The organism is Halomonas sp. TP35, assembly GCF_052375975.1.
Lineage (GTDB): Bacteria > Pseudomonadota > Gammaproteobacteria > Pseudomonadales > Halomonadaceae > Vreelandella > Vreelandella citrativorans.
Genome location: NZ_JBQSUZ010000028.1, coordinates 1 through 12347, shown reverse-complemented (window position 1 = coordinate 12347; position 12347 = coordinate 1). Strand labels below are relative to the sequence as shown.

At 53.1% G+C, this 12347-nt stretch carries 11 protein-coding genes; 6 read left to right on the top strand and 5 right to left on the bottom strand.

Annotated features, from left to right (window positions below; all coding sequences use genetic code 11):
• Positions 1 to 810: 810 nt before the first annotated feature.
• The 3 genes from ACT3RU_RS17680 to ACT3RU_RS17670 all read left to right on the top strand — a co-directional run bounded on the left by ACT3RU_RS17680 (position 811) and on the right by ACT3RU_RS17670 (position 5014).
• Positions 811 to 2487, top strand: coding sequence for an alpha/beta hydrolase (locus ACT3RU_RS17680; protein ID WP_192528634.1), 1677 nt, complete (start codon positions 811 to 813; stop codon positions 2485 to 2487).
• A 197-nt stretch (positions 2488 to 2684) separates the two neighbouring features.
• Positions 2685 to 3464, top strand: a complete 780-nt coding sequence (locus ACT3RU_RS17675) for a CLCA_X family protein (protein WP_192528635.1) — start codon at positions 2685 to 2687, stop codon at positions 3462 to 3464.
• A 218-nt stretch (positions 3465 to 3682) separates the two neighbouring features.
• Entirely contained in the window at positions 3683 to 5014 is a 1332-nt protein-coding gene (locus ACT3RU_RS17670) for a CitMHS family transporter (RefSeq protein WP_192528636.1), read from the top strand.
• A 114-nt stretch (positions 5015 to 5128) separates the two neighbouring features.
• On the opposite strand, the gene ACT3RU_RS17665 is transcribed toward ACT3RU_RS17670, so the two are convergent.
• A complete protein-coding gene (locus tag ACT3RU_RS17665) occupies positions 5129 to 6079 on the bottom strand; it encodes a pirin family protein (RefSeq protein ID WP_192528637.1) in 951 nt (316 codons plus the stop codon).
• 159 nt (positions 6080 to 6238) lie between these two features.
• Positions 6239 to 6862 (bottom strand): isochorismate family cysteine hydrolase YcaC, encoded by a 624-nt coding sequence (gene ycaC / locus ACT3RU_RS17660; RefSeq protein ID WP_192528638.1) that lies wholly within the window; start codon positions 6860 to 6862, stop codon positions 6239 to 6241.
• Positions 6863 to 7008: 146 nt separating this feature from the next.
• On the opposite strand from ycaC, the gene ACT3RU_RS17655 reads away from it, so the two are divergent.
• Both ACT3RU_RS17655 and ACT3RU_RS17650 read left to right on the top strand, forming a co-directional pair.
• Positions 7009 to 7914 carry a LysR substrate-binding domain-containing protein gene (locus ACT3RU_RS17655; protein ID WP_225733941.1) on the top strand — a complete coding sequence of 302 codons (906 nt, stop codon included), beginning with the start codon at positions 7009 to 7011 and terminating at the stop codon, positions 7912 to 7914.
• A gap of 69 nt (positions 7915 to 7983) precedes the next feature.
• Complete coding sequence (locus tag ACT3RU_RS17650) at positions 7984 to 8145, top strand: metallothionein (RefSeq protein WP_192528639.1); 162 nt, start codon at positions 7984 to 7986, stop codon at positions 8143 to 8145.
• Between the two features lie 490 nt (positions 8146 to 8635).
• Here ACT3RU_RS17650 and ACT3RU_RS17645 read toward each other — a convergent pair whose 3' ends face one another.
• Positions 8636 to 10258, bottom strand: a complete 1623-nt coding sequence (locus ACT3RU_RS17645) for a BCCT family transporter (RefSeq protein ID WP_192528640.1) — start codon at positions 10256 to 10258, stop codon at positions 8636 to 8638.
• Between the two features lie 270 nt (positions 10259 to 10528).
• Positions 10529 to 11470, bottom strand: coding sequence for a LysR family transcriptional regulator (locus ACT3RU_RS17640; RefSeq protein WP_192528641.1), 942 nt, complete (start codon positions 11468 to 11470; stop codon positions 10529 to 10531).
• 145 nt (positions 11471 to 11615) lie between these two features.
• Between ACT3RU_RS17640 and ACT3RU_RS17635 the strand changes: the two genes are divergently transcribed.
• Entirely contained in the window at positions 11616 to 12194 is a 579-nt protein-coding gene (locus ACT3RU_RS17635; RefSeq protein ID WP_225733942.1) for an MFS transporter, read from the top strand.
• 35 nt (positions 12195 to 12229) lie between these two features.
• On the opposite strand, the gene ACT3RU_RS17630 is transcribed toward ACT3RU_RS17635, so the two are convergent.
• On the bottom strand, positions 12230 to 12347 hold a 118-nt coding region (locus ACT3RU_RS17630; RefSeq protein WP_483392965.1), incomplete at its 5' end, for an integrase core domain-containing protein.

The following is a 12347-nucleotide window of genomic DNA, read 5'->3' as shown; positions in this document are numbered from 1 at the left end:
CGGCCATTGCTGGCCGGGGATGATTAGTTCCTCCATAATCCTACACCACGAACATCCTGTTCATGCTTCCTTGTGTACCACAAATATCCTTATCTGCTCTTCCTTAATACGCTGTCCTTGCGCTATGTGGCTACCATGGATCTTAAAGCGCCCACAAAAGCTCATCTTCCGGCCTAATATTAAACGCCCAACAAAATAAAAAAATTCACATAAAAAGAACAAGATACACAGCAGCATAGATATATTGTCCGACAACACCACCTATTAAATAATAACAACAGAAGAAAATTATCTTTTAACCAGTATATCAATAAAAGCATCGTTTCAAACCTGGATTGAAACTGCCGCAGGTGAGTAGATATTACATCATGCACAAGGGGATAGCTGTTTTTAGCTAGCCTCACGCCTGTCCAAGGCTTGCCTATAATAGGTTAAGGCGCACCTTCTCCTATGGAGCTGGGAAAGAGTTGGACAGCCATGATCGCATTTGCACAAGCTCTTTCGAATAATATTGTACGCCGCTTAACTTCCATATAGCTCCTGCACATCGTTAGCCAAGGCGTTCCTTGTGATCAACCATTTATATTTCAAAGCTATCCTTTAGTATAAATCACCGTCGCCACTCCTATAAGGACTTCCTCAAAGCTTGTTTAAAATCTTTTCATCACACTTTGAGAAAGTCCACTGAGGCGCCTCTTAAAAAGACTTATGTAGCGTTTTACTCCGCAACTATTTCTGATATACGCTATAACGCATGCTGCGTTTGAACACCATTCTTTGATACGCTTGATAACGGTCGGCAGGTAAGTAATGAAACTCAGAAGTCAACAACAGTGGATTACTTCACACCTAACGCGCTTTTCAGGCGTGGGCCTGGTACTGGGCACGCTCTTCTTTGCGTTTTCGCTAACGCCAAGCCTTATACCTCGCCCACTCATCGCGCAAGGCATCGTGTCGGGGCTAAGTTTTACCGCGGGCTATGCGTTGGGAGTGATGGGGCATGGGCTTTGGCGTTACCTCCATTTACCTGCCCCCAATGCGCGGCTGGAAACGTATTTTCACTGGTTAGCCGCCGCGGTATCCCTGAGCATCGCCGCTCTTTTTTTATGGCGAGCCGCCGAATGGCAAAATAGTATTCGCCAACTCATGGAGATGGAACCCGTTAGCGGCACACACCCCTTCTCCATTGCCTTAATTGCCTTGGGTGTCTTTGCGTTTTTAATGCTTATGGCGCTGCTTTTCAGGCGTACCTTCCGGCTACTTTCACGTAAGTTGGCTTATATTTTGCCCCGCCGAGTGGCCTATGTGCTGGGCACGATCGCCGCTATTGCGCTGTTTTGGCTCGTTATCGAAGGCGTTATTTTTTCGTATGCGCTAAAGGTGGCCGACCGCTCGTTTCAGCAGGTAGATGAGCTTATGCAAAGCGACCTTTCTCCGCCTGAAGACCCTCTAAAGCCTGGCAGCGCAGAGTCATTAATTAGCTGGGAAGCGTTAGGCAGCCGTGGCCGGCGCTTTGTGACCGAAGGCCCAAGCGGCGCGCAAATCGGTGACTTTCTGGGCGAAGAAGCTCCTGACCCTGTCCGTGTATATGTGGGTCTTAATGCTGCTGAAACGCCTACCGAGCGAGCCGAACTCGCGCTGGAAGAACTGATCCGAGTAGGCGGTTTCGAGCGTTCTGTCTTGGTATTAGCAACACCAACAGGGCGTGGGTGGATAGACCCGGGGTCGCAGGATACAGTGGAATACCTACACCGCGGCGACATTGCCACGATAGCGGCCCAATACTCCTATCTGCCCAGCCATCTATCGCTAATTTCTGAAGCCGATTATGGCGTCGAAAATGCCCGGGCGTTATTTGCAGTGGTCTATGATTATTGGTCCAGCCTTCCCAGTGACGAGCGCCCTCGGCTGTACCTGTTTGGGCTCAGCCTGGGCGCACTTAACTCGGATCTTTCGTTTGATCTCTACGATATTATTGATGATCCCTTTAATGGAGCGCTATGGGCCGGCCCGCCTTTCCGAAGCGACACATGGAAACGCATTACGGCTGACCGTGACCCCGGCTCGCCAGCTTGGCTACCCAGGTTTCGCGATGGCTCGGTAGTGCGCTTTATGAACCAAACGCAGGGGCTTCAAGACGTACCGGGAGAATGGGGAAATTTTCGTATTGCCTACCTGCAATATGCCAGCGACCCCATTACGTTTTTTGAACCCGCTTCCTTCTGGCGTGAACCAGACTGGATGTACTCACCGCGTGGTCCCGATGTTTCACCCGATCTGCGCTGGTATCCTGTGGTAACAATGCTGCAATTATTGGTAGACCTTACTACCGAAAGCGCCCCGCCAGGCTTTGGCCATGAAATTGCGGCGGAAGACTATATTGATGCTTGGGCCGCGCTTTCCGAACCACCCGGCTGGGATGAAGAGTCCCTGAAACGTTTACGTGACTTCTTTATTCAAGCCAGGGAGGCAAGGATTCAGCACTAGGGTCTGTCTGAAAAGTCGACGAGCGAAGACAAGACAAGGCAAAAATTGGCGAAAAAACGGAGTTTACATGTGTAAATGAGTATTTTGAGCCAATTTTTAACGCCGTATTGTCGAGCGCAGACACTTTTCAGACAGAGCCTAATCCTCAGGCTGTCTAGCTTGAATACCTTTACCGATAGCCAACAGGTAAGCGCGCCGTGAGTATCGACGCACGAACGTTTTATCGCAACGGGCCGTCTCATCGCCAGCAGGAGCCCAGCAGCTTTGCGCTTGTTCGGCGCCAGTTCGATTTTCGCTCCATCGAAATTGGCCGCTGGGTAACCCCTACTGAGCGCAACCGTGCAGCGGAGCTGTTTCATGATGCGCTGTGCGATTTGATGTTGATTCTACAAGGCCCCGAAACGCTGGTGTCATTACGCGGTTCACTGGCATTGCAGTATGGCAGCGGCGGGCGGCCCGGCGTTGCCGCCCATTACGACCCTGCCCAGCGCAGCTTTGCGCTGGCCAAGAACGCGGGGCCTGGCAGTATTGCCCACGAGTGGTTTCATGCCTTTGATCACTACATTGCGCAAAAGTGTTTCACGGGGCTATCTCGCGATATATTTGCATCAGCCGCCTGGTTGGCTGATGCGCCGCCTATTGTGCACCCGCTTAACCAGCGCCTCATGGATTGCTTTACGGCCATTCTGCTACAACCCGGCGGCAAGCAGCCCAGCGAACTTTTTCAGCACTCGGTAACCATGGACCGCAAGCTGGGACAAGTGTATTACAGCAAACCGGAAGAGCTATGCGCCCGCGCGTTTGAAGCCTTTGTGCAGGACGCGCCGATCAAGAATCACTTTTTGGTTAAGGGCACCAAAGCCACCCCAGAAGCTGAACTTGGTCTTTACCCCCAAGGCAGCGCCCGTCAGCACATCAATACTGCTTTCCAACGCTATTTCAGCCAGTTAGGCCTTGCCTTAAGCCGCTCCCTATAAACCCTGATTACCAGGTACCAGTCCGTTCATCGTCTCTCTGTTTGTGCAAAATCGCTCGCTTAAATATCGGCGCTTACAAGACGACTAAGCATAAAGTCTAGGTTGTGCACCCAAAACAGAGTCACCATAATCCGCGCGACTTTAGTTTATTAACCATTAGTTTAATTTAGGAAGTAGTGAAGTATCCTGGATTGAAATTCACGCTCAAGGAGCTGAAAATGTCGCTAAGCCTAGCGGGCCTGACCGCTATCGCTGCTATTGTAGCCATGCTGTTAAGCGGACGCGTATCGCCCCTGGTGGCCTTCGTCCTTGTGCCTATTGTTGCCGCCATTGTTACCGGTTTTGGTATTGATGATATCGCGATGTTTTATGAGCAAGGCTTCGCACGCGTTATCCCTGTCGCTGTCATGTTTGTGTTTGCCATTCTGTTCTTCGGTATCCTTCAGGATGCGGGGCTTTTTGAACCGGTTATTCGCAAGGTGCTGTCGGTATCCAAAGGCAATGTGGTTAGCATTACCGTAGCCACCGCGCTGGTTGCCAGTATTGCCCACTTGGATGGCTCCGGAGCCACCACTTTTCTACTGACCATTCCTGCACTTCTACCTACCTACCAGCGCCTGCGTATGAGCCCTTACCTGCTGTTACTGCTGGTCGGTTTGGGCGCCAGCATTATGAATATGCTTCCCTGGGCTGGCCCGCTCGCCCGAATTGGTTCAGTACTCGGTATGAGCCCAAGCGAGTTATGGCGCCCGCTTATTCCCCTGCAGATATTTGCACTGGTCCTTCTACTCGCACTGGCAGTGGTATTAGGCCTGCGTGAAAATCGTCGTATCAAGCGCCTGCCTTCACTCGACGCTGACGCTGCCTTGAATGACACAGCTACCGCCAATATTCAGGAAACCTTCAAAACACAGCCAGCCGCCGACAAGGTGCCCGGCTGGAAAATGGCCTTTAATGCGCTGTTGTTATTCGCGGTTGTCGTTGCGCTTACCATGGATACTTTGCCGCCCGCGCTGATCTTTATGATCGGTGTTGCCTTGGCACTACCGGTTAACATTCCCCAGATGGATGGGCAGATGCAGAGCATCAAACGCCATGCGCCCAATGCCCTTGTTATGGCTACCATTATTATTGCTGCGGGCACCTTCCTCGGGATTCTTAATGGCTCCAATATGCTGAGCGAGTTATCGGCGGATATCGTGGCGATACTACCGGCAGCCGTGGTGCCCTATATGCATATATTGATCGGCATTTTTGGCGTACCGTTTGATCTTATTCTTAGCACCGATGCGTACTTCTTCGCCTTTTTGCCTATTGTGATTGAAGTGGTCGGCAATGCTGGGGTTCCGGCGGTTTCAACCGCGTACGCGATGGTGATCGGTAATATTATCGGCACCTTTGTTAGCCCGCTTGCTCCGGCCGTTTGGTTAGCGTTACAGCTTGCCGGGCTGGAAATGGGCAAACATATCCGGTACTCCTTCGGCATTATGTGGGTCTTCAGCTTGGTATTACTGCTGTTTGGCTACCTTATCGGTGTCATCACTCTGTAACCCAAAGCTGCGCGATAGCCGCTCGTAAAACGCTGTAAAAAAAGCTCGCTGAGGCATTCCCTCATGCGAGCTTTTTTATGCTTTTTTCAAACGAGGTAGAAAGTAGTCAGGCCTTTAATTACCCGGCTGGCCTGGGAAAGGAACAAATTCGCTATTGTCGTCAGGTGGCAGTTGGAAGCGGCCATGTTCAAAGTCGCCTTCAATCCATGCTTCCTTGGCAGCTTCAAGCTTCTCTTTGGAAGAGGCGACAAAGTTCCAGGACACGTAGCGCGGGCCGTTAAGCGTCTCGCCGCCCAGCAGCATTAAACGTGCGCCGCGCTCGCCTGCCGTAACGGTAATCGGGTCGCCTGGGCGGAACACCATCATCCGGCCCTCCTCAAACACTTCACCGGCGATAATCACGCTGCCCGAGGTAATATAAACACCTCGGTCTTCATGGTTATCAGGCAGTGGCAATTTAGCGCCCGGCATCAAGCTAGCATCGGCATAAAACATGTCCGAGAAGGTCTGTACGGGCGCTTTCTCACCCCACGCCGTGCCTAGAATCAAGCGCACCTCTTTGCCTTCACCCTGCAGTAGCGGCAGTGCGTCCTGGCCCTGGTGCTCAAAGGTGGCGGGTTTATCTTCGTGTTCTTCAGGCAACGCTACCCAGGTTTGAATGCCAAACAGCGAATGGGTTGGCTGCCGACGGGTAATAGGGCTGGTGCGCTCTGAATGCGTCACGCCATTGCCGGCCACCATCCAGTTGACCTCTCCTGGATAGATCATTTGGTTGGTGCCCAGGCTATCACGGTGCTGAAATTCACCCTTATAAAGGTACGTAACGGTGGCCAGGCCGATATGCGGATGAGGGCGAACATCGATTCCACCTTCCGTTAAGAACTCGGCAGGCCCCATTTGATCGAAGAAAATAAACGGGCCGACCATCTGCCGCTTGGGCGCAGGCAATGCGCGGCGCACTTCAAAGCCGCCCAGGTCACGCGCACGGGGAATAATCAGCGTCTCGATATCCTTCAGACCACCCGCTGAAGGGCATTGGGGTTCAATCGTCGGCATCCAACTCATGTGCTGCACTCCTCAAAAATAGCGTAGGCAAGACGGCCCGGCTTTATCGTTATGTTTTATGGCGTAGTAACCGTTATCGGTGAAGATAAACCTGCCTTGCTGCCCCAAGTGGGAGATAAGCCACTGGCGACAGATTCCGCCGCCAGTGGTTACTCGTGATTACTTGCTCGTCAGCGTGCTGTAACTGTTCATCAGGTTGCGATAATCGGGAATGTGGTTAGCGAACAAGGTGCCCAGGCCTTCAACATCATTGCGCCAGTCGCGGTGAAGCTCACACGCCGCGCCAAACCAGCTCATCATTTGCGCACCGGCGGCTGACATACGGTCCCAGGCAGCATCGCGCGTCATGGCATTAAAGGTGCCGGATGCATCGGTGATCACGAACACGTCAAACTCTTCTTCCAGGGCAGAAAGTGCCGGAAAGGCAACACACACTTCGGTAACGATGCCCGCGATAATCAGCTGCTTTTTACCGGTCGCTTTAACGGCTTTAACGAAATCTTCGTTGTCCCACGCGTTAATTTGGCCAGGGCGAGCGATGTAAGGCGCGTCGGGGAAGCGCTCTTTTAACTCAGGCATTAACGGGCCGTTAGGGCCATTTTCAAAACTGGTGGTCAAGATAGTGGGCAAACCGAAGTACTTTGCTGTATCAGCCAAGGCCAACACGTTATTTTTGAAACGGTCAGGTTCAATGTCGCGCACCAGTGAAAGCAGGCCCGCTTGATGATCAACCAACAATACGGCGGCGTTATCTTTATCTAGACGAACGTAAGGTTTTGACATGATCCTCTCCTAGCACTCAGTTAATGGAGCCATCACCATTGGCAGCTCCGGTTGGCCTTGCGTCTTACAAAACTGAGTGTAGACGGTCGTCTGCTCGGTGATTAGATGGGAAAATCACAACACACCGTTTCAATTTGAGAACGATAATGGCAATCCCCAATCTCAACGACCTGTACTATTTTGTCCAAGTGGTAGACCACGAAGGCTTTGCACCCGCTGGGCGCGCCTTGGGCATCGCCAAGTCAAAGCTTAGCCGACACGTTGGGGAGCTCGAAAAACAATTAGGGGTATTGCTACTCCACCGTTCAACACGGCATCTGCGTATGACCGATATCGGCCAGCGCTATTACCTGCACTGTAAAGCCATGCTGGAAGAAGTTGAGGCTGCCCAGCAGGTGATTGAAGAGAGCCAGTCTGGGCCTTGCGGCATCATACGGCTTAGCTGCCCCACCGGGTTACTTAACTTTCATGTCAGCAAGATGCTGGCGGATTTCATGCGTCTCTACCCCCAGGTACATATTCACCTGGAAGCCACCAACCGCCATGTAGACCCCCTGACGGAAGGTATTGATATTGCTATTCGTGCCCGCCCTCTACCGTTTGAAGATAGCGACCTGTTCCACAAGGTGCTATCAGCAAGCAGCCAGTGCCTGGTGGCCAGCCCGAAACTGCTCAGCCGCTATGGGAAGCCGAAAGCGCCCTGCGACCTTGCCCGCTTTCCCAGTATCAGCCGCGCAAGGCCCGTTGAACAGCACGCTTGGCGATTACAGCGCGACGAACACATCGAGGTTATTGAGCATACGCCACGCTTTATTACCACCGATATGACCGCCCTTTACCATGCCACGCTAGCAGGCATTGGTATTGCGCAAATGCCCAAGCTGGTGCTGCCGGGCGCCATTGATTCCGGCCAGCTGACGCTTGTTTTACCGGAATGGGAACTACGCCAAGAGGTGATTCACGCGGTTTACCTCGCACGCCGCGAGTTACTTCCCTCAGTGCGCGTGTTGCTGGACTTTATGGAGGAACGCTACGCCGAGCTGGAACTATAAATCACTAACGCAATTACATAACACTGGGAGCCGGGTCTATGTTGACGTTACCAACACAGGAGGTGCAATATGGCTGAACAACAGTGTGCTTGCCCGAAATGCGACTGTTCCGTGGACGACCAATCCATTGAGAAAGATGGTCAGAAATTCTGCTCCGAGGCGTGTGCTATTGCCCATACAGACGGCTCCACGGGCTGCGGTCACAACTGTAGCTGCGGAAAACCAGCATAGCCTTAACGTGCCTGCAGTAGTCATCTTAGCGCCCAGCACTTCTGCTGGGCGCTAATGGGTTAAGCCTCTACTTTCCTCTGTTCGTTGCTACGTTTAATTTCTACTTTCAGCTTCTACTTCAGTTCCTAATTGGCTTCAGCCCCTTAATCAGCCCACTGGTTAATCATTCCGTATCGGTACATTCGCCTCGCCATGTGCGAAAAAGCCACCCATGCACTAGGCTTAAAGGCTCTCCACCCTTACAAGGAATGTAAATATGCCTTCTACTACCGTTATTGTTGTCGTGGTTGTCGTGATCGCTGTACTAGGAATTGGTTTTAGCGGCGTTCTGCCGTTTTAAATAGTTTGCTGTTCTAACTACGTGACAACTCAACGACTGCTGGCTCGAATATTGATAACGTGCGAACAGGGAAGATTAAACTTCCGAACGCTACACAAAATGCCCGCTGAGCCATCAGCGGGCATTTTTCTGTGTGGCCATTTCGTAAGGTTATTCGTTCAGCTTCTCGGGCTTGGGCGGGCTGCCTACTTTCACTTTGGTAAGGTCCTCATGAGAAAGGCCGCGCAGCAGCGATAACATCATGACAAACACCAGGATAAACATGGGCAAACCGACCACGGTAATTACCTCTTGTAGTGCGGTAAGCCCCGCATCGCCCGCCAGCACAATCAGCATAGCGGCCAGCATGCCTTCCGAAACACCCCAGAATACGCGCTGATGCCAAGGGCCAGGGTCGGCGCTGCCGGTACACAGCATATCGACCACCAACGACGCAGAATCTGACGAAGTAGCGAAGAAAATTGCCACGATAACCACCGCCAAGCCCTGGATTAACGTAGCCGCTGGGAAGTTATCAAAAAACGCGAACATGGCGAGCGGAATGCTTTCAGCCACGGCGGCGGACAAGGCACCCGCCTGGTCCCCCATTGCCTCGCGAGCCGCTGCGCCAATGCCATCAATCTCCATGGCCGACCAACCAAAGATCGCAAACCACACCAGCGTAAAGATGGAAGGCGCGAACAGCACACCCAGCACAAATTCACGGATGGTGCGCCCGCGGGAGATACGTGCCACAAAGATGCCGATGAAAGGCGACCATGTCACCGTCCAGGCCCAATAGAATACCGTCCAACTGCCCTGCCACCCCCAGCCGCTGCCATCAGTACTGGTATAGCGGGCCAAGGTGTCATTCCAGAACGCCATCGGCAATAGATTAGTGATGTACAAGCCAAAGGTTTCAACAACGGCACGTAACAAAAATACGGTCGAGCCGGTAAGCAGCACAAACACCAGCAAGCCAACCGCCATGCCAATATTGATATTGGAAAGCCGCTTCACACCGGAATCCAGCCCCGCCACAATCGACCCCACAGCAACGGTGGTCAGCACAGCGATAATAACCACCTTGCTAAACACCGCATCTGGCACACCAAACAGTTCGGTTAACCCTGCATTGATCTGTTGAGTGCCCAAGCCAATGGAAACCGCCACGCCAAACAACGTGCCGAGAATGGCAAAGATATCGAGGGTTTTACCGACAGGGCCGTAAATGCGCTCGCCCAGCAACGGGTAGAACACGGAGCTAAAACGCATCGGCAGGTTGTAACGGTAGATAAAGTACGCAAACGCCAGCCCCGGCATGGCAAAAATCGCCCAAGTATGCAGCCCCAAGTGATAAATCGAAAAGCTCATGGCATCGTCGGCGGCTTCTACCGAAAAGGGTTCGATACCCGGCCTTGGCGGCGTAGAGAAGTGGGAAATAGGCTCGGCAACCCCCCAGAACATCAACACCGTGCCGATACCGCCCGCAAACAGCATGGTGAACCAGGAAATGTTGCTATACGCAGGCTTTGCGTCGTTACCGCCCAAGCGAATTGCCCCGTAACGGCTAATTGCCACCCACAGCAAAAACGCCACCCAACTGGTCACCCCTAAAATAAAAAACCAGCCAAGGTTAGTAACCACCCACTCCCGCCCCGCACCAAAGGCACTCCCTATCGCGCCCGGTGCAATCAACAGCGCCACCAGGAACAGGACCATGATGCCTGCAGAGGTGAAAAAAATAGTCGGATCCGTCCGAAGGCCCAGCTTGTTGGCGAGATTATTGAGCATAATCGTTCCCCTTGTCTTTAAGACAACATAGAGGTTATGAGTCGATCACGCCAAGGTACGAGTGAAACCTAAGATGTTAGCTGTGGGCAGCAATATGATTCAGAACCGTTTTTCAGCTACTACCATCAGAAGGCATAGGTATGGGGCTTTTGGAGGGGAAATTAGGTGAGGAAGCACACGTTTTACTTGGCTGGTTTCGGCCAAGCAGCAGTCATTCAAGTATATCTAATATAACACCGCATTCATGGGCTTTCTCGCTGGAGTGCTTGGTTAGCCACAGTCAACTGAGTATCTGGCATCGATGTCGCTGTTACTCTCCGCCATCTTCTCCACCAGATAATCGACAAACACCCGCACTCGCGCTGGCATAGTCTTACCGCCGATAAATACCGCATGAATCACCTCGGTATCGCCGGGGTTATAATCATCCAGCAGGCTCACCAACCGCCCCGAGTCCAGCTCCGGGACGATAAGGAAGTCGCCCAATCGGGTAATACCCACGCCCTGCAGAGCCAGCTGCACCAGGGTTTCGCCATTGTTGGCGTTTACGTTGCCATCTACCGGCAGCATGATCTCCTCGCCATCAACGCGGAACGGCCAACCCGGCTCGATACGCCTAAAGCTAAAGTCCATACAGTTATGCTGCGTAAGATCGCTTGGGGTCTTTGGATAGCCGTGCTTTTGTAAGTAAGCCGGTGACGCAATCACACGGCGGCCGGTTTCCCCCAAACGGCGGGCACTGAGCAGACTGTCAGGTAATGGACCGAAGCGGATTGCCACATCGATATACCCCCCTTCCACATCCGACACCTCATCACTAAGATGCACATCCACCGTGATATCCGGGTAACGCGCTAGAAACTCCGGTAACAGCGGCACAATGGACAGACGCCCATGAGCCGTCGCCGCACTGACTCGCACCAGCCCCCGAGGGCTGCCTCTATCGGCAATAGCGGTTTCCGTCTGGTTAAGATCCGCCAGAATGCGCCGTGCAGCCAGGGCATAATCCTCCCCTTCTCGGGTCAGCCGCAGGCTTCGCGTAGTTCGCACCACCAACCGCACGCCTAGACGCTGTTCAATACGGCTGACCAAGCGACTCACCGCCGAGGGCGTTTGCCCCAGCTCGCGTGCGGCCCCGCTAAACGACTCGGCGCAGGCCACCGCCAGAAAGGTTTCCATCTCGGCGGCTCTATCCGCCCGTCTGTTCTCCATGCGCTTGCCTCCTGCCTGCGGACTGAGCCGCGCGTTAGCTTCACTTGTGAATCTTATGCAAAACTGATTATCAATAACACCCATTTATCCAAGTATAGCCGTACCGTATATTCTGCGAATGTACAAACCAAAGAGAGACAACCTGATGAAACTTAACCTGCCCCTACTGGCACTATCGCTGGGAGCATTCGGGATCGGTGTAACGGAGTTTTCGCCCATGGGCATGTTGTCGGTAATAGCTGGCGACCTGGACGTGAGCATCCCCACCGCCGGTATGCTGATTAGCGCCTACGCCTTCGGTGTAGTGGTGGGTGCGCCGATCTTGACGCTGGGCTTTGCAAAAATGCCGCGCCGGAGCCTGCTATTGCTGGCCATGAGCCTGTTCACCATTGGCAACCTGATCTCGGCCATGTCTGATAGCTACACCACCTTGCTGGTAGGCCGTATCGTCACCTCATTCAACCACGGCGCATTTTTCGGGGTCGGTGCCGTGGTCGCCACTCAGCTAGTGCCTCCGGAAAAACGTGCCAGCGCCGTTGCCGCCATGTTCTCTGGCCTGACCCTTGCCAATATCGGCGGCGTCCCCCTGGCCACCTATATCGGTGAAACCATTGGCTGGCGGAGTGCGTTTATGGGAATGACCGTATTGGGCCTGATCACGCTGATCGCCCTGCGCGTCTCACTGCCCAAACTGGAAGTGGATGGCCAGACCAGCATCGTGTAATCCCCCCATTTTACGAAGCAGCTATTCGTAGAAACTTAAGCTGTCATCAGTAGCTGCCGGGGAGGGACGCCACCGATAGCGGTATGGGGCCGCTCGTTATTGTATTGCCATAGCCACTCAGTCGCGAGTTCCTGGGCATGGCTGACCGAAGCG

Bases quoted from the DNA above. Each gene is read 5' to 3' on its own strand.
- ACT3RU_RS17680 (WP_192528634.1), top strand. From the start codon at position 811: ATGAAACTCAGAAGTCAACAACAGTGGATTACTTCACACCTAACGCGC.
- ACT3RU_RS17670 (WP_192528636.1), top strand. From the start codon at position 3,683: ATGTCGCTAAGCCTAGCGGGCCTGACCGCTATCGCTGCTATTGTAGCC.
- ACT3RU_RS17665 (WP_192528637.1), bottom strand. From the start codon at position 6,079: ATGAGTTGGATGCCGACGATTGAACCCCAATGCCCTTCAGCGGGTGGT.
- ycaC (WP_192528638.1), bottom strand. From the start codon at position 6,862: ATGTCAAAACCTTACGTTCGTCTAGATAAAGATAACGCCGCCGTATTG.
- ACT3RU_RS17655 (WP_225733941.1), top strand. From the start codon at position 7,009: ATGGCAATCCCCAATCTCAACGACCTGTACTATTTTGTCCAAGTGGTA.
- ACT3RU_RS17650 (WP_192528639.1), top strand. From the start codon at position 7,984: ATGGCTGAACAACAGTGTGCTTGCCCGAAATGCGACTGTTCCGTGGAC.
- ACT3RU_RS17645 (WP_192528640.1), bottom strand. From the start codon at position 10,258: ATGCTCAATAATCTCGCCAACAAGCTGGGCCTTCGGACGGATCCGACT.
- ACT3RU_RS17640 (WP_192528641.1), bottom strand. From the start codon at position 11,470: ATGGAGAACAGACGGGCGGATAGAGCCGCCGAGATGGAAACCTTTCTG.
- ACT3RU_RS17635 (WP_225733942.1), top strand. From the start codon at position 11,616: ATGAAACTTAACCTGCCCCTACTGGCACTATCGCTGGGAGCATTCGGG.